Here is a 16,352-nt window from a genome sequence, read left to right on the forward strand (position 1 = left end):
GGCCCCAAGGGACCCAGCTCGAATCGGCCCGCGCCGACCCGGGTCCCGGGTACCCCCGACCCGGGTCGGGGGTACCCGGGACCCGGTCACGCCTGCCGGATGTCTCAGCAGAGGCAGGGCTCGGTGCCCCACCCGAGCTGGCCGATGTCTCTGTCGCTCAGTGCTCCGGCGAACGCGTGCACCTCGTCGACGTCGCCGTGGAGGTGCTCGCCCCAGCCGGCGCCGACCTGCGCGCGACCGACCTGGAGCGGGCCGGAGCCGGGCACGCCGTCCGCGAAGTCGGCGGTGGACGCGGAGTCGAGGGCGCCGTCCAGGTACAGCTTGATCCTGTCGGTGGCGTCGTCGTAGACAACCGCGATCCGGTGCCCGTCGCCCTCGCCGCCGTCGGGCATCGCCAGCTGGGCGACGACGGTCTCCTCCGCACCCGGCTCGTCCGCGTGCGGCATGATCAGCTGCCAGGCGTATGTGGAGGGCTCGTACCGCACCCTGAACACATCGGTGTGCTCACCTCCCTGGGACAGCACGGTCATCGGACGCGTCGGCTCGGCGTCCGCCAGGCGCACGACCACACCGATGGAGAAGCTGTCGGTCGTATCGACAACGGGCCCCTGCGTGGACGCGTGCCCCGTCTCGCCGTCGAGCGTCAGATGGCCGTCACCGACGAGGGCGTACGGCACGACAGGGCAGTCGGGGTCCAGGTCAGGGAGGCAGGAGCCGTCCGGGCCTCGGTGGATCGCCGCGCCGGGCCCCAGCTTCAGCGGCTCGCCGCCGCCCTGCTCGGGGCTGGCGCCGTCCGACGCGTTCTCCAGCGACCAGTGGGCGAGCGCCCGCGGCTTGCGGTGGGCCAGTCCGGTCGCCTCATCGGGGACGACGACCCGGTCGTGGACCCTGATGCCACCGAGTTCGCCCTGCCAGTGGTCCCGGTAGGAGCCGCCGTCGAGGGCACGGCCGATCTGGAAGGCGTCGGCGGCCGCCCCCGGTGCGGCCTCGGCCGTGGTGGCGACCGGGTCGCCGTTGACGTACAGCCGGGCCCGGCCGGTCTCGGCGTCGTACACGCCCAGCAGGTGGGCCCACTCCCCGGTCTCGGGTGTGCCGCCCGACACGTGGGCACCGCCGACGGTGAACGACCACACGGGCGCCCCGTCGCGAGCGGTCAGACCGAGGGAGAGGCCCGAGTCCCCGGCCGCGTCCTGGCTCGCGACAGCCATGTCGCGGTCGGTTCGCGCGGGGCGCGCCCAGGCGCTCACCGCGAACGTCTTCCGCGGGTCGGCGACCGCCGGAGCGTCCGGCGTCAGATAGCCGTCACCGCTGCCGTCCAGGGTGGCGGTGGACGCGAGGTCCGTGCCCGTGGGGGCCGGTCCGCCGAAGGTCACGCCGCCGCCCGCGTCGGCCGGTGCGCCGGTCTCGGCCGCCGCGGTCGCGGAGCCCGCCGGGTCACCCAGGTTCCAGTGCGCGACGGGCGCGCGGCCGGACTTCACGAAGAAACGGTACGAGGTCTCGCCGCTGCTGCGCCCGGCACGGTCGAGGGCACGCACCGTCAGCCTGTCCGGGCCCGAGGTGAGCGGCAGGAAGGGGACGGTCACAGAGCCGCCCGGTTCCTTCGGGCGGACGGTCGCGTGCGGACCACGGAGGAAGCCGTAGCTGTAGGCCACGACGTCCTCGGACGGCGAGTCCATGGTGAATTCGCCGTACACGCCCACGCCGTCCACCCACAGCACGTCCTCGGGATACTCGGGGGACGTGACCACCGCCTTCTCCGGGTTCACGTCGTCGTACACGAACTCGCAGACCGAGCCGGTGCCTTCAGAACTCCAGGGCGACTTCGCCGTACCGTCGTCGGCTCGGACGTGCCAGGAGACGACCGTGTTCGCGGGCACTTCCTCCCACGGCGGCCGGAAGGTCGTCGGAGTGCCCGACGACAGCGTCGTGGTCGTGAGGGTCCTGCGCTGCTCGGCGCCCTCGGCATCGGTCCACCATGCCTCGAACTCCGCGCTGACGCGACCGCCGTCGGTGTCGTGCATGACGGCGTTGACCAACGGCCGCGACTCGGCGAGGAACGCCTTGGCATCGCCCGCTCCGCAGGCTTTGCCGCCCATCCTCAGATCCTGTACGAGCGGCTGCTTCGGCGGCAGGTTCTCCGCCGCGTGCGCCGCTGTGGGTGTGGTCGTCACCAGGGCTGCCACACAACACCCCATCGCCAGCAGCGCACCGCCGCCGGATCTCCGTAACCGCTCCATCGGTCCCCTCCCCTGTGAGCTTTCTGCGGCCCGTGGGTCGCACGGGCCGCAGGAGGCTAACAGGGGGCGCTGACACTGCTGAAAGGGTTTTCCGACCCGCCTGCGTGTCTGCCTGTGTGCCTGCCTGTTTGTGGTCTACCTGCCACGGAGGTCACTCCAGCACCGGCAGCAGTTCCGGCAGGTGCCCGTCCGAGAGGGCCGCCGCCCGTTGGCGTTCCTCCGGGACCTCGCCGTAGAGGGTGGTGCGGGGGCGGGCCGGGCGGCCTGCGGTGTCGGCTACGGCGATGAGGTCCTTCACCGACTTGTAGGAGCCGTAGGAGGAGCCGGCCATGCGGGAGATGGTCTCTTCCATGAGGGTGCCGCCCAGGTCGTTCGCGCCGGAGCGGAGCATTTCGGCGGCGCCCTCGGTGCCGAGTTTGACCCAGCTGGTCTGGATGTTGGGGATGTGGGGGTGGAGGAGGAGGCGGGACATCGCGATGACGGCGCGGTTGTCGCGCATCGTCGGGCCGGGGCGGGAGATGCCGGCCAGGTAGACCGGGGCGTTGGTGTGGATGAAGGGGAGCGTCACGAACTCCGTGAAGCCGCCGGTCTGTTGCTGGATACGGGCCAGCGTGCGCAGGTGGCCGAGCCAGTGGCGGGGCTGGTCGACGTGGCCGTACATCATCGTGGAGGAGGAGCGGATGCCCAGTTCGTGGGCGGTCGTCACCACCTCGATCCAGGTGGCGGTGGGGAGTTTGCCCTTGGTGAGGACCCAGCGGACCTCGTCGTCGAGGATCTCCGCCGCCGTGCCGGGGATCGAGTCGAGGCCCGCCTCCTTCGCGGCCGTCAACCACTCGCGGATCGACATCCCCGTGCGGGTCGCGCCGTTGACCACCTCCATCGGGGAGAAGGCGTGCACGTGCATGCCGGGGACGCGGGACTTCACGGCCTTCGCGATGTCGAAGTAGGCGGTCCCCGGCAGGTCCGGGTGGATGCCGCCCTGCATGCAGACCTCGACCGCGCCGAGGTCCCAGGCCTGCTGCGCCCGGTCGGCGACCTGGTCGAGGGAGAGCGTGTACGCGTCGGCGTCCGTGCGGCGCTGCGCGAAGGCGCAGAAACGGCAGCCGGTGTAGCAGACGTTCGTGAAGTTGATGTTCCGGGTGACGATGTACGTGACATCGTCGCCGACGGCGGCCTTGCGGACGTCGTCGGCGATCCGGGTGAGGGCGTCCAGGGCCGGGCCGTCCGCGTGCAGCAGGGCCAGCGCCTCGGCGTCCGTCAGCTTCGTCGGGTCGTCGGCCGCCGTCGCCAGCGCCGCGCGGACGTCCATGTCGATGCGCTCCGGCGCCATCCCGGGCGCCGCCGCCTCCCGCAGCGCGCCCCAGTCGCCGTAGACGGAGTCGAAGTCGTCGCGGCGGTCGGACGTCCGCCCCTCGGTGTCGATCGAGGTATGCAGATCCGTACGGCCGGTGGAGACGAAGACCTCCTCGGGCTCCTGCCACGGGTGGCCCTCGACCACCGCGTCCGGGCGGGCGAGGCCGGTCTCCGGGTCGGCCAGCGCCCGTACGTGCGGGAGCAGCCGCGGGTCCAGCCAGGGCTCGCCGCGGGAGACGAACTCCGGGTAGACGCAGAGGCGTTCGCGCAGTTCGAAGCCGGCGGCGCGGGAACGCTCGGTGAGTTCCTCGATCTGCGGCCAGGGGCGCTCGGGGTTGACGTGGTCGATGGTGAGCGGGGAGACCCCGCCCCAATCGTCGATCCCGGCGCCGATCAGCCGCTCGTACTCGCTGTCGACCAGGTTCGGCGGGGCCTGGATGCAGCCCGCCGGGCCCATGAGGAGGCGGGCGACGGCGACGGTGGCGACCAGTTCGTCCAGTTCCGCGTCGGGCATGCCGCGCATCGCGGTGTCCGGCTTGGCGCGGAAGTTCTGGATGATCAGTTCCTGGACGCCGTGGTAGGCGCGGGAGACCTTGCGGAGCGCGAAGAGGGATTCGGCGCGCTCCTCGTACGTCTCGCCGATGCCGATGAGGACCCCGGACGTGAAGGGGACGGAGGAACGGCCCGCGTCCTCCAGGACGCGCAGGCGTACGGCGGGTTCCTTGTCGGGGGAGCCGTAGTGGGGGCCGCCCGGCTCGGACCACAGCCGGGTCGCGGTCGTCTCCAGCATCATGCCCATGGAGGGGGCGACGGGCTTGAGCCGCTGGAAGTCCGTCCACGACATCACGCCCGGGTTGAGGTGCGGGAGCAGGCCCGTCTCCTCCAGGATGCGGATGGAGATGGCCCGGACGTACGCGATCGTGTCGTCGTAGCCGTGCGCGTCGAGCCACTCGCGCGCCTCCGGCCAGCGGTCCTCCGGCTTGTCGCCGAGGGTGATCAGCGCTTCCTTGCAACCGAGTGCGGCGCCCTTGCGGGCCACGTCCAGGACCTCGTCCGGGGACATGAACATCCCGTGGCCGGAGCGGCGGAGCTTGCCCGGGACGGTGACGAAGGTGCAGTAGTGGCACTTGTCCCGGCACAGGCGGGTGAGCGGGATGAACACGCTCTTCGAGTACGTGATGACGCCGGGCCGCCCGGCCGCCTCCAGGCCCGCGTTCCGCACCCGGGCCGCCGACGCGGACAGGTCCTCCAGCGCCGCGCCGCGCGCCTGTAGCAGCACCGCCGCCTCGGTCACGTCCAGCGCCACGCCGTCGCGGGCGCGTTTGAGCGCGCGCCGCATCGCGTTCTCGGTGGGGCCGGGGGAGCCGGTCGGGCCGGCGGGGACGGCGGGGACGGTGCCGGTGCGGTCGTTGGTGCGCTCGTCGGTGCGGTCGTCGGTGGGTCCGGTTCCAGAGGTCGCGGAAGTCGTCATTCGTCGAGCATACGAGCGGCTTGGCTCCGCCGGTGGGGTGGGCGCCTCGTAGCTCGGGGGTGCGGGTTTCGTCGGCGGGTGCGGGTGCGTGGGGGCTGGTCGCGCAGTTCCCCGCGCCCCTGAAAAGCAGGGGCTGCGCCCCGTGCTTTTCGGACCCGCCGCCGGTTGCCTATCAGAGCCGCGGGGTCCTGGTCTTTCACGGGCGCGGGGGCCTGGTCTTTCGGGGGCGCGGGGCCCTGGTCTTTCACGGGCGCGGGGGCCTGGTCTTTCAGGGGCGCGGGGAACTGCGCGAGAAGCCCCGCCGGGCCCGCACTCGCCGACGAAACCCGCACCCGCGAGCTCTCAGGCACCCTCCCCCAAGAACCCCGCGTACTCGTCCAGCAGCCCCAGCACCTCCGCCTCCCCCGCCGGAGGCAGCTGGACCACGGCCTCCTCGATGCCCAACTCCGCGTAGTACGCCAGCTTCCCCGCACTCGGCTGCACGGCATACGGCACCACCTGCAGCCCCGCGGGATCGCGCCCCGCGTCGGCCCACACCTGCCGCAGCACCGGCAGCGCCTCCCCGAGGCCCCGCCCCCCGATCGGCAGCCACCCGTCCGCGTACTCGGCGATGTGCGCGAACAGCTTGGGCCCCGCGGCCCCGCCGATCAGCGTGCGCGGCCCGACCACCGGCCCGCGCGCCTTCTGCACCGGCTTGGGGTACGCGGAACTCGCCCGTACGCTCCCGAACTCCCCCTCGTACGCCGTCGGCTCCTCCGCCCACAGCGCCCGCATCAGGGCCATGCGGTCCCGGACCAGTTCCCGCCGGGTGCGCCACTCGACCCCGTGGTCGGCGGCCTCCTCGACGTTCCAGCCGTAGCCGAGGCCGAGGGTGAGGCGCCCGCCGGAGAGGTGGTCGACGGTCGCGATCTGCTTCGCGAGGTCGATCGGGTCGTGCTGCGCGACCAGCGTGATCCCGGTGCCGAGCCCCAGCCGCTCGGTGACGGCGGCGGCCTGGCCGAGCGCCACGAAGGGGTCGAGGGTACGGCCGTACTCCCGCGGCAGCTCCCCGCCCGCCGGGTACGGCGTCGTCCGCTCGACGGGGATGTGCGTGTGCTCGGGGAGGTAGAGCCCCGCGAAACCGCGTTGCTCCAACTCGCGCGCGAGTCGGGTCGGGGTGATCGTCTCGTCGGTGAGGAAGATCGTCACGGAGATGCGCATGTGTCATCTCTAGCCGCTCAGGACATGGATGTCCATACCGACCGGTCGGCACTTAGGGGGGCCGGCCGGTTGGGCTCGGGGGGAGTCGGCCCACCCGGCGGCCCCGGTGTCGCTGTCGGCCCACCTCGCATCGGCACCCGGTGCCGATCAGCCGCGCCCGGCATCCCGTGGTGGTGTCGTCGCGAGCAGGGCGCGTTTGGTGAGCGTGTCTGTGCGGGACAGCGGGCCGAGGCGGTGGACGAGGGCCCAGCGGCCGTCGTCGTACGCGGCGGCGACGACGGAGGAGCCGCGGGTGGCGCCGTCGTGCCAGCGGAGCGAGGGGCCCCGCTGCCAGGAGGGTGCCGGTTCGCCGAGCCGGCGGTCCACGAGCAGGGCGACCACCAGCTCCGCCAGCGTCCGGCAACTGGACCACAGCCCGCCGGCCGGCAGGATCGCACCGGTCATCGTCCACAGCGGACGCGGCCTGCCGAACAGGTCGCGCGGCACAAGACGGCGCCCGTCCGGCGGGCTCCCCGTCATCGCCCCCGCCGCCATCCCGAGCGGCGACAGGACGTACGTCTCCACCAGTTCCTGGTACGAGCGCCCCGTGACGCTCGTGAGCGCGAGCCCGAGCACGGCGTACCCGAGGTTGGAGTACTCCTCCTCCCCCAGCCGCCCGGTCCGCAGCCGCCGCAGATCGCGCAGTTGCTCCCGCAGGGCAGCCTCCGTGAAGCCGGCGTAAGGGTCGTCCGCAAAGCCCGTAGGCCCGGAGAGCAGGCGGGGCAGGCGGGGCAGTCGGGGGAGCCCCGAGGTGTGTTCGGCGAGATGCCGGAGGGTGATGCCGGTCCCGCCCGGGACGTCGTCGACGCACTCCTCCAGCGGGGTGTCGAACCCGATCCGCCCCTTCCCCTTCCCCTCCGCCTCCAGCCGGGCCAGGACCGTCCCCGTGACCACCTTGGTGAGGGAGCCGATCTCCACGAACCGGTCCACGTCGTGGCCATGGGCGACCCGGTCGGTGATACCAACTCCGCCGAGCAGACAGATCGGTGTCCGCACGTTCTGTGTCTCCTGCTCGGACGGGGTCGGACGGAAGAGAGATCGAAGAGAGATGGAAGAGAGATGGAAGGTAAAGCGTATGTGTCGTCCGACACCAGCCGTATCGACGCCGCCGCCGACGAACTGACCGCCGTCTGCACGTCGTAAGGAAAACCGGCGATTTCCTTCCCTTGTCCGCCAGTTCACCACCGCATAGGAAGGTGGCACGCACCACCCCCGCACCAGGCACCACCCACGTCATGTCACTCACGACCGACCCGGGGAGCAGCAGCATGTGCGACGACGACCACGGCGACGGGCACGGGAACGTCAACGGGAGCGGGAACGGGCTCGGAAGGCGTGCGCTGTTCGTGACGTCGGCGGCGGCCGCGCTTACGTTGGGAAGCGTGACCTTTGGGACGAGCGGCGCCGAGGCCGCGCACGGTGACCAGGAGACGAAGACGATCCGGGGGACACTTCCCCCCGGCTCCCCCGATTTCGTGTATCTGCCGGTCGAAGTTCCGTCCGGCGTACGGGAGTTGAAGGTCTCGTACAGCTACGAGAGACCGACCGTCCCGGCCGGCACCATGGGCAACGCGCTCGACATCGGTGTCTTCGACGAGCGCGGCACGGACCTCGGCGGCAAGGGCTTCCGGGGCTGGTCCGGCGGCGCGCGCACCGAGTTCTTCATCCGTGCCGACGAGGCGACCCCGGGCTACATCCCCGGCCCGGTCCGCCCCGGCACCTGGCACATCGCGCTGGGCCCGTACACGGTGGCCCCGGACGGACTGCCGTACGAGATCACGATCACCCTCACCTACGGCCGGCCCGCCACGGCCGTGAAGCCGGTGTATCCGCCGGAGCGGGCCAAGGGGCGGGGCCGGGCCTGGTACCGGGGCGACTGCCATCTGCACTCCTGGTACTCCGACGGCCGCCGCACGCTCGGCGAACTGGCGGCGCTCGCCCGCGCGGCGGGGCTGGACTTCATCAACAGCTCGGAGCACAACACCCAGTCCGCGCACGCCCATTGGGCCGAGCACGCCGGTGACGACCTGCTGATCATGCTGGGCGAGGAGGTCACCACCCGCAACGGTCACGTCGTGGCGCTCGGGGTCGACCCGGGGACGTTCGTCGACTGGCGGTACCGGGCGCGGGACAACCGGTTCGGCAAGTACGCGCGGCAGATCCGCCGCGCCGGGGGCCTGGTCGTACCGGCGCATCCGCACGCCACCTGCATCGGCTGCAACTGGAAGTTCGGCTTCGGCGAGGCGGACGCGGTGGAGGTGTGGAACGGCGCGTACTCGCCGGAGGACGAGGTGGCGCTCGCCGACTGGGACGGCATGCTCGTGGCGGCCGTGCGCGAGGGCCGTGAGGGCCGTGAGGGCCGCGTGGACTGGATTCCGGCGATGGGCAACAGCGACGCGCACCGCGATCCCGACCCCGTGGGCCGCCCCCAGACGGTCGTCCTCGCCGACGATCTGACCAGGGAGGCCATCCAGGAGGGGCTGCGCGCGGGCCGTTCGTACGTCGCCGAGTCCAAGGACGTGTCGGTGTCGTTCACGGCGTCCGGGGCGCGGGGCGAGCACGCGGGCATCGGGGAGCGGCTGAAGGTGGACGCGGACGCCGCCGTCACCGTCCGGCTGGAGGCGACGGGTTCCGCGGGCTGCACGATCCGCTTCGTCACCGACCAGGGCGTCCTGTTCACCTCGGCCGAGATCCCGGCCTCCGGCACGGGCTCGGCCGAGTGGCGCACGACGGCCTCGTACGCGGCGTACGTCCGCGCGGAGGTCCGCCGGCCCCCGATCGTCCCGGGCTTCCCGGGCCCGCTCGCGGCCTTCACCAACCCGATCTTCCTCGGGCGGCGATAGGACGGCGATGGGGCGGCGATAGGGCGGCGATAGGGGCGGCAAGAGGGCGGCGATGGCAGCCACCAGGAAGTCAGGGGGAACCCGCGTACGAAATAGCTGTGTTGGGCCTTAGGTTTGGCTCGACACAGTACGTGCGTCTGTATGTGTGACGACGCATCTGCATGGCCAAGGAGACGGCGCCCATGACCGACAACGCGACCACGCCCGACCCGGCGGCGGCTTCGGCGGCGAAGGAGAAGGTCGACACTTCGGTGCCCGCCTCCGCCCGCATCTGGAACTACTGGCTGGGTGGCAAGGACAACTACCCGGTGGACGAGGCGGCCGGCGACGCGTACGCCGGCGCCTTCCCCGGCATCGTCACCATCGCCCGGAGCAGCCGCGCGTATCTGCGGCGCAGCATCCGGCACCTGGTGGAGGTGGAGGGCGTCCGACAGTTCCTGGACGTCGGCACCGGGCTGCCCACCGCCGACAACACCCACCAGGTCGCCCAGCGCAGCGCGCCGGAGTCGCGGATCGTCTACGTCGACAACGACCCGATGGTCCTCGCGCACGCCCGCGCGCTGCTGTACTCCGCCCCCGAGGGCGCCACGGCGTACGTAGACGCCAGCCTCTACGACCCGGAGCGCATCCTGGAGGCCGCGGCGGCGACGCTGGACCTGTCCCGGCCGACCGCGCTGATCCTCAGCGGCATCCTGGGGCACGTCGGCTCGTACGAGGAGGCCCGCGACATCGTCCGCCGCCTGCTCGCCGGTCTCCCCTCCGGCAGTTACCTCAACATCAACGAGGGCTCCCGGGGCACCGACCCGGACTACGAGCGGGCCCAGGACGCCTACAACGAGACCGGCGCCGTCCCGTACTTCCTCCGCCCCATCGACCAGATCACCGGCTACTTCGACGGCCTCGACCTGGTCGACCCCGGCATCGTCTCCGTACCGCTGTGGCGCCCGGACGCCACGGACGCGGGCGAGCCGAAGCCGATCGGGCAGCACGGGGGGCTGGGCCGGAAGCCGTAGGGCGGGAAGCCGGGCAGGAAACCGTAGGACCCGTGGACGGGGCGCGCGGCCGGGACCCTCAGCGGGTCCCAGCCGCGCCGCCGTCAACGCCGCCGTCAGCACCGCCATCAACGCGCCCGTCAGCACCGCCGTCAGCGCGCCCGTCCGCACCCCCGTCCGCCAGGTCGGCCACGACGGCCATGTGGTCGGAGGGCCATACGCCGTCGACGGGGGCGTCTCCCGCCCTGCGCACGGCGCGTACGTGGCCGAGTCCGCCGGGACCCGGTGGCCCGACGTGGATGTAGTCGACGCGCACGCTCGGGCCGGACGCCCCGCCGACGTACGGGTTGGTGATGTCCCAGGTGGCGGAGGGCGCGCCCGGCTCGGCGAACTCCCAGGCGTCGAAGAAGCACTGGCCGGGTACGGCGGGCGCGGTCTTGTAGCCGCCGAAGAGCCGGACCTCGTCGGAGTCGGGCCAGGCGTTGAAGTCCCCGGTGATCACGGGCGGATGGGGGCTGCCGTCCCGGTGGCGGGCGACGAATCCGGCCACCTCGGTGACCTGCCGGCAGCGCAGCGCGGAGGCCTCGGTCTCGGAGCTGAGGTGGGCGGTGAAGAAGGGGACGGGCGCGCCGGGGGCGTCGAGGAGGGCGTAGAGGGCGCCGCGGGTGCGGCCGCCGTCCGCCGCGGGCAGGCCTATGGCGTCCCGCTCCAGCACGGGCCACCGGCTCAGCACGGCGACCCCGGCCCCGACGGCCGGGTCCCCGATCCGCCGCCGCCAGCGCCCAACGTCGCCGTACTCGCCCCAGGCCCAGTGCATGCCGAGCTCCGCGGCGAGCCACCCGGCGAGGTTCGCCCCGCTCTCCCCGCCCTCCCTGCTCTCCCCGTCCCGCTGCCAGACCTCCTGCAACCCGACCGCGTCGGGCCGCAGTTCACGCAGCACGGCGAGGATCGCCTTCTGCCGCTCCTGCCACGGTCCGAACCGCCACCACAGGTTCCATGTCACGACCCGCACCGGCCGACCACCACCCTCACCACGTACCCGATCCTGTAACCCCTACCTCCCACCCCCCGAGGAGAACCAAGCCGATGTCCCGCGATCCGGACCGCAAGCAGCGCGTCGTCACGGCCTTCCAGCGCCACGTGGCCAACCCGGTGCTGCGCCGGCTCCCTGTGCAGACGGTCCTGGAGACCACCGGCCGTACATCCGGCCTGCCCCGCCGCACCCCCATCGGCGGGCGTCGCGTCGGCGACACGTTCTGGCTGGTCTCGGAGTACGGCGAACAGTCGCACTACATCCGCAACATCAAGGCGAACCCGTCGGTCCGCGTCCGTATCCGGGGCCGCTGGCACGAGGGCACGGCCCATCTCCTCCCCGACGACGACCCGGTCGCCCGCCTCCGCGCCCTCCCCCGCATGAACAGCACGGCGGTCCGGCTCCTGGGGTCACAGCTGCTGACGGTACGAGTGGATCTGCGCGGCTAGGAACCGTCCGGCGTACGGCGGTTGATCCGCGCACGGTCCCGTTTCGCTCCTGTGACGCTGGGAAGCCGAGCCCCAACTGCCCCGAGGACCCGGCACGTCCCACGGTCTTCGCGATAGCTATCATCTCGTACTTCAGCCGCCGACCTACGCTCCTGGAGTCCCCCCATGAACCACACCCCTGGCTTCCCCCTCTCCCGCCGCGGCCTCATACGCACCGGCGCCGGCGCCTCACTCGCGGCGCTCGGGCTGGGACTCGGCGCGCAGACCGCCTCCGCCGCGGTGGCCACCACCAAGCGGTTCGATCTCACGCAGCCGTCGTACGACCTGTTCCGGTCCAAGGAGACACACGGCGTACGGGTCCAGCAGAGCTTCGCCTTCGACTGGGAGAACAAGTTCCTGTTCGTGGCGACCAAGCGCGTCGGAAGCACCGAGGCCGACGGTGACCTGTGCATCAGCAAGATGGACTTCGACGGCAACTACCTCTCGTACATGCACCTCAACGGCTTCGGCCACGGCGTCGCCTTCGCCGCGCTGCCGAACGGTTCCCGGACCGAGCTGTGGATCGAGTGCGCCGCGAACACCAAGGGGTACGGCACCGCGCTCGCCCCCATCACCTACCAGGGCGGCACCACCCTGGGCTCGCCGGCCGCCTCGGCCGCGTACCGGCCGATCTCCGGGGCCAGCGAGTACACCTGCTCCGCCGACCCGGTCCACGACCGCATGATCGTGCGCTACAACACCAGCTCCGGCAAGCGCATCGCCGTGTACCCCCTGTCCGCCTTCCGGACGGGCAACTTCGGCTCGCCGCTGGTCGACTTCGCCCAGCCGACGATCTCCGGCACCCCGCAGGGCTACGCCCTCTACGGCTCGTACATGTACTACCTGACGGGCGACGCGTACCCGGGCGACGGCACCCCCACCGGTGACGGCAACACCTACATCACCAGCATCGACGTCAACACCGGCAACGTGAAGCAGGGCCCCGTCCTCAGCAAGGCCGGTTCGACCCTCCACCACCGGGAGCCCGAGGGCCTGGCGGTCTACCGCACCGACGCGGGCGAGGTCCGCCTCTTCATCGGCTTCGCCACCGGTGTGGAGGGCGACCGGCGCTCCAGCATCTTCTACAAGAAGGCGCTGGTCTGAGCCATGTCCGGGCCGAGCCCGGGTGGGCCGCCGGTCAGGCCTGCCCGGGCTCCAGCTCGAACGTGAAGTAGATGCTCAGCGTGTAGGGCTCGTCCTCGTCGTGCGCGAAGTCCCAGGAGACGTCGACCAGGAAGACGTCGTGCTCCGCCACCCACTCCTGGGCCTTTCTGAAGGCGTCCGCGGCGGCGGTGGCCGGGAACAGCTTCCGGGCCATGGGGTGGACCTGACTCTCGGCGTCGGAGTCGTCAAAGCCTCGCGGGACGGTCAGGCAGAGGTCGGGGTCGGGAACGGGGTCGGTATCGGGATCGGGATCGGGATCGGGATCGGGATCGGGAACAGGATCGGGGACGAGGTCCATGGAGTGCGCCCTTCCGGTCGGTGACGCCCGGTAAGACCACCGCATCCCCGGGAGGGGTTGCTTCAGCCCACCCGCTCGTACAGCTCCTCGATGAAGTCCCGTACGGCGTCGGGGTCGCGGAGGGTCGGGAAGTGGTCGGCGGCCGGGAGGCGGACGAGGTGGCAGTCGGGGAGGCGGGCGGCGATCTCCTCGTTGCAGCGGACGACCTCCGGCTGGTCCTTCTCACCGAGGAGGAGGGCGGCGGGGAGGGCGAGTTCGCCCAGGCGGTCGAAGGCCGGCGGCGCCGGGGTGTCGTGGCCGTACGTCGTGAACCACGCGGGGATCGCCGCCCGCAGCGCCGCGTCGGCCTCGGTGTCGGGGGACGGGCCCGCCCCTCCCCACAGGCCCAGCCCGAGCGCCACCAGGCCGTCCATGTCACCCGCCTTCGCGAGCCGCCCGATCTCTTCCGTCAACTCCGCCGACTCCAGGCCCGCGTAGCCGCTGACCCCCGGGACGACCAGCCCGAGCGCCGCCACCCGGCCGGGCTCCTCCAGGGCGAAACTGATCGCGGTCGAGCCGCCCATGCTCGACCCGACGACCACCGCGCGGGGAACACCGAAGTGGTCCAGGACCGCCCGGAGGTCGCCCGTCTGCGTGTACGACGTACCCGGCTTCGGTGACTTGCCGAACCCGCGCGCGTCGTACCGGATCACCCGGTGCCGGGCCGCCAGGCCGCCCGCCACCACCCGGTCCCAGATACGCGAGTCCCCGACGCCCGGGTGCAGCAGCACGAGGGGAGGCCCGGCCGCACCCACCCCCGGGCCCGGGCCCGTGTCGTCCGCCCAGACCTCGCCGCTCTCGACCTGCACCATGCACTCCATGGCGATGACTCTGCCCGCCCCACCGAGACGGCGAAAAGGCCCCAATCGGTCAAAACGCCAATGGCCGACACGCCACGAACACGAACTCCCGCCCCGGGCGGTCCGGGGCGTCCCGTACGTCCTCCACCTCGTACCCATGCGCGAGCAGCTCCGCCTCGATCTCCTCCCGCTCGCGGAACCTGAGGGTGGAGTCGGAGGTGAGGGTGGTGCCGCCGGCTTCCAGGACGTAGTGCCGGCGGAACGTCACCAACTGGCCGTCGACCTCGGTCAGTTCCACCCAGCTCTCCACCGTGCCGTACCCGGGTACCCCGGTAGTGACCGTGTACGAGTCCTCGCGATTCCATGCCTCCCAGGCCCGCCGGGCCGGGTCGCGGGTCTCGAAGGCCAGGTGGCCGCCCGGCCGGAGGGCCTCGTAGGCGCCCGCGAGTGTCCGCCGCCACGCCTCCGGGTCGACGATCGCCTGGACCAGATCATCCTCTGAACCCGCCGCCGCGCCTTGTCCCCGCTCTCGGCCCGGTGCCACGATCACGGCCTCGCCCGCGACCAACGGGCCGACTGACGGGGGCCTTTCATGACACGCGCAGTACGTATGCCACACCTGGCGCGCACCACCACCCTGACGCTGCTGGCGACGGCCGGCCTCCTCGCCCTCACGACCGGTTGCTCGTCCGACTCCGGCAGCGACACCGGGGCACGGAAGCAGCACGCCGATCGCCCGGCGCGGGCGACGCCGGCGGCGGACGCGAGTGAGACCGCGACCGAGACCGGGACCGACGACGTGCCCCGTGAGTTGGCGAAGCGCGCCCCGGACAATTTCGCCGACCGTGTCGTCCTGCGTCAGGACCGGACGCAGGGCAGCGCGCACCTGGAGTTCGGCGAGGCGAGGAAGGGCGATGGCAACGCCCTCATCGTGGCGGTGAGTTGCGCGGGTGAGGGCACGATCGAGGTCGTACTTCGCCCCTTGGCCGCCTCCTTCCCCATGGACTGCCTGGACGGCGAAGTGACCAGCATCGCCAACGAGTTCGCCATGGACGATGCGGAGCGCGCGGGCACGGTCTCCGTCACCGCCCCCTCGGGTGTCCGCTGGTCCCTGTCCGTCGGCCGAGGCGAACCGAGCGAGCAGGACCTCAGCGGCTGACGGCCGTCCCAGGCCGGCGGCTCACGCCCTCACCCGGCGCAGCACCTGCTCCGCCAGCTCACCCGGGCTCGACTCGCCGTCCAGGAACACCGTGTCGGCGGGCAGGGTGTCGACCGCGGCCGTGCACGCCGCGATGCGCTCCTTGCACCACCGGCGGACCCGGGCGTCCTGCTCGGGGTCGTCCGGGGTGAAGCTGCGGCCGTCGATGCGGGCGGTCAGTACGTCCTCGGGGACCTTGAGGAAGAAGTGGTGGAGGGGGATGCCGGCGGCGCCGATCGCGTCGAACACCTCGGCGGCGTACTGCGGGTTCACCAAGGTCATCGGCGCGAGGACCGGCTGCCGGTACTCCTCCACCAGCCCCACCAGCGTCTCGGCGACCTGCCGCCGCCACAGCCGCAGATCCTGGAAGTCACCGGTCGGCACCTCCACGATCTCCCTCAGCACATAGCCGATCACCTCGGGATCACACACCAACGCCTCGGGCCACCGCCCCCGCAGCTCCTCGACCAACGTGGTCTTACCGCTCCCGAAGGCCCCGTTCACCCATACGATCATCAGCCGACCGTATCGGTCCTCACCGGGCCAGTGGTGGTGGTCCGTACAAACTCGGTGAGAGTGTCGAAATCCGGTGCACGCAGGCCGAGCCGGGGGGAGACGTGGTGCAGGAGGGCGGCGCCGGGGTGGTGCCTGGTCACGTAGTCCCGGTCGGGGGCGCCGATCTCGTCGTCGACCCACGCGAACGGGCGCCCCGCCGCGTGCTCGACGAGATGGGGGGTCTTCCAGAACACCCCCGGGGGCAGCGCCGCACCGGACGCCCCCGGCCCGCCCGCCCCGGACCACTCCACCACCGGCAGCTCCGGCAGCCCGAGGACCGGCCCGATGTAGGTGTTGGCCTCGTCCACCCACGTCGTGGCCCACACCACATCGAACAGCTCACCCAACTGCAGCAGTTGACGCCCGTGGTCCGGGTTGAGCCACACCCGCAACGGCTTGACGGATGCCGCGGGCTGCCCCGGATGCTGTGCGATCCACCCCTGCGGTTTCATCCGATGCGTCGTGTAACCGGCGGGCCTCCGCTCGGGCTTCGCCGCGTACGGGTTCAAGGGGCCGTCCACATCCAGGTAGAGGAGAGGCCGCGGGCTCACCACGACACACGTCCACCACGCACGGAGCACCCGGTGATCCCGATGTACCCGACGCGCCCGTCCCGCGACCAGTCCCACATTCGAACATCAT

Annotated in this window: 14 protein-coding genes and 1 pseudogene; 5 read left to right on the plus strand and 10 right to left on the minus strand. The window is 72.0% G+C overall.

Annotated elements, in window-relative coordinates:
• Positions 1-104: 104 nt before the first annotated feature.
• The 4 genes from ACZ7MG_RS19785 to ACZ7MG_RS19800 form a co-directional block, all read right to left on the minus strand.
• Positions 105-2,237, minus strand: a complete 2,133-nt coding sequence (locus ACZ7MG_RS19785) for a LamG domain-containing protein (RefSeq protein ID WP_471393581.1) — start codon at positions 2,235-2,237, stop codon at positions 105-107.
• Between the two features lie 151 nt (positions 2,238-2,388).
• Positions 2,389-5,061 carry a bifunctional FO biosynthesis protein CofGH gene (locus tag ACZ7MG_RS19790; protein ID WP_471393579.1) on the minus strand — a complete coding sequence of 891 codons (2,673 nt, stop codon included), beginning with the start codon at positions 5,059-5,061 and terminating at the stop codon, positions 2,389-2,391.
• Between the two features lie 342 nt (positions 5,062-5,403).
• Positions 5,404-6,261 (minus strand): LLM class F420-dependent oxidoreductase, encoded by an 858-nt coding sequence (locus ACZ7MG_RS19795; RefSeq protein WP_471393577.1) that lies wholly within the window; start codon positions 6,259-6,261, stop codon positions 5,404-5,406.
• A 147-nt stretch (positions 6,262-6,408) separates the two neighbouring features.
• Complete coding sequence (locus tag ACZ7MG_RS19800; RefSeq protein ID WP_471393575.1) at positions 6,409-7,296, minus strand: serine hydrolase domain-containing protein; 888 nt, start codon at positions 7,294-7,296, stop codon at positions 6,409-6,411.
• Between the two features lie 272 nt (positions 7,297-7,568).
• Between ACZ7MG_RS19800 and ACZ7MG_RS19805 the strand changes: the two genes are divergently transcribed.
• Positions 7,569-9,143 carry a CehA/McbA family metallohydrolase gene (locus ACZ7MG_RS19805; protein WP_471393895.1) on the plus strand — a complete coding sequence of 525 codons (1,575 nt, stop codon included), beginning with the start codon at positions 7,569-7,571 and terminating at the stop codon, positions 9,141-9,143.
• A 182-nt stretch (positions 9,144-9,325) separates the two neighbouring features.
• Positions 9,326-10,156 carry an SAM-dependent methyltransferase gene (locus ACZ7MG_RS19810; protein WP_471393573.1) on the plus strand — a complete coding sequence of 277 codons (831 nt, stop codon included), beginning with the start codon at positions 9,326-9,328 and terminating at the stop codon, positions 10,154-10,156.
• A 58-nt stretch (positions 10,157-10,214) separates the two neighbouring features.
• Here ACZ7MG_RS19810 and ACZ7MG_RS19815 read toward each other — a convergent pair whose 3' ends face one another.
• Entirely contained in the window at positions 10,215-11,147 is a 933-nt protein-coding gene (locus ACZ7MG_RS19815; RefSeq protein ID WP_471393571.1) for an endonuclease/exonuclease/phosphatase family protein, read from the minus strand.
• 74 nt (positions 11,148-11,221) lie between these two features.
• Between ACZ7MG_RS19815 and ACZ7MG_RS19820 the strand changes: the two genes are divergently transcribed.
• Positions 11,222-11,617: a nitroreductase/quinone reductase family protein gene (locus ACZ7MG_RS19820; RefSeq protein WP_471393569.1), complete on the plus strand. Its 396-nt coding sequence runs from the start codon at positions 11,222-11,224 to the stop codon at positions 11,615-11,617.
• Between the two features lie 165 nt (positions 11,618-11,782).
• The gene (locus ACZ7MG_RS19825; protein WP_471393566.1) at positions 11,783-12,760 is read left to right on the plus strand and encodes a phage baseplate protein; all 978 of its coding nucleotides are present in this window, start codon (positions 11,783-11,785) and stop codon (positions 12,758-12,760) included.
• Between the two features lie 34 nt (positions 12,761-12,794).
• Here ACZ7MG_RS19825 and ACZ7MG_RS19830 read toward each other — a convergent pair whose 3' ends face one another.
• The 3 genes and pseudogenes from ACZ7MG_RS19830 to ACZ7MG_RS19840 form a co-directional block, all read right to left on the minus strand.
• A complete protein-coding gene (locus tag ACZ7MG_RS19830) occupies positions 12,795-13,118 on the minus strand; it encodes a hypothetical protein (protein WP_471393565.1) in 324 nt (107 codons plus the stop codon).
• Between the two features lie 62 nt (positions 13,119-13,180).
• On the minus strand, positions 13,181-13,969 hold the full coding sequence (locus ACZ7MG_RS19835; protein WP_471393562.1) for an alpha/beta fold hydrolase: 789 nt from the start codon (positions 13,967-13,969) through the stop codon (positions 13,181-13,183).
• Positions 13,970-14,027: 58 nt separating this feature from the next.
• A pseudogene (locus ACZ7MG_RS19840) lies at positions 14,028-14,450 on the minus strand (SAM-dependent methyltransferase); the annotation flags it as partial.
• Positions 14,451-14,549: 99 nt separating this feature from the next.
• On the opposite strand from ACZ7MG_RS19840, the gene ACZ7MG_RS19845 reads away from it, so the two are divergent.
• Positions 14,550-15,116: a hypothetical protein gene (locus tag ACZ7MG_RS19845; protein ID WP_471393561.1), complete on the plus strand. Its 567-nt coding sequence runs from the start codon at positions 14,550-14,552 to the stop codon at positions 15,114-15,116.
• A gap of 21 nt (positions 15,117-15,137) precedes the next feature.
• Here ACZ7MG_RS19845 and ACZ7MG_RS19850 read toward each other — a convergent pair whose 3' ends face one another.
• A complete protein-coding gene (locus ACZ7MG_RS19850; protein WP_471393559.1) occupies positions 15,138-15,671 on the minus strand; it encodes a P-loop nucleotide/nucleoside kinase family protein in 534 nt (177 codons plus the stop codon).
• Positions 15,671-16,261 (minus strand): hypothetical protein, encoded by a 591-nt coding sequence (locus ACZ7MG_RS19855; RefSeq protein WP_471393557.1) that lies wholly within the window; start codon positions 16,259-16,261, stop codon positions 15,671-15,673. Before ACZ7MG_RS19855 ends, ACZ7MG_RS19850 begins: the two co-directional genes overlap by 1 nt.
• Positions 16,262-16,352: the final 91 nt, after the last annotated feature.

The organism is Streptomyces sp. NPDC107538 (assembly GCF_055657445.1).

Bases quoted from the DNA above. Each gene is read 5' to 3' on its own strand.
- ACZ7MG_RS19835 (WP_471393562.1), bottom strand. From the start codon at position 13,969: ATGGTGCAGGTCGAGAGCGGCGAGGTCTGGGCGGACGACACGGGCCCG.
- ACZ7MG_RS19810 (WP_471393573.1), top strand. From the start codon at position 9,326: ATGACCGACAACGCGACCACGCCCGACCCGGCGGCGGCTTCGGCGGCG.
- ACZ7MG_RS19830 (WP_471393565.1), bottom strand. From the start codon at position 13,118: ATGGACCTCGTCCCCGATCCTGTTCCCGATCCCGATCCCGATCCCGAT.
- ACZ7MG_RS19845 (WP_471393561.1), top strand. From the start codon at position 14,550: ATGACACGCGCAGTACGTATGCCACACCTGGCGCGCACCACCACCCTG.
- ACZ7MG_RS19795 (WP_471393577.1), bottom strand. From the start codon at position 6,261: ATGCGCATCTCCGTGACGATCTTCCTCACCGACGAGACGATCACCCCG.
- ACZ7MG_RS19805 (WP_471393895.1), top strand. From the start codon at position 7,569: ATGTGCGACGACGACCACGGCGACGGGCACGGGAACGTCAACGGGAGC.
- ACZ7MG_RS19820 (WP_471393569.1), top strand. From the start codon at position 11,222: ATGTCCCGCGATCCGGACCGCAAGCAGCGCGTCGTCACGGCCTTCCAG.
- ACZ7MG_RS19785 (WP_471393581.1), bottom strand. From the start codon at position 2,237: ATGGAGCGGTTACGGAGATCCGGCGGCGGTGCGCTGCTGGCGATGGGG.
- ACZ7MG_RS19825 (WP_471393566.1), top strand. From the start codon at position 11,783: ATGAACCACACCCCTGGCTTCCCCCTCTCCCGCCGCGGCCTCATACGC.
- ACZ7MG_RS19850 (WP_471393559.1), bottom strand. From the start codon at position 15,671: ATGATCGTATGGGTGAACGGGGCCTTCGGGAGCGGTAAGACCACGTTG.
- ACZ7MG_RS19790 (WP_471393579.1), bottom strand. From the start codon at position 5,061: ATGACGACTTCCGCGACCTCTGGAACCGGACCCACCGACGACCGCACC.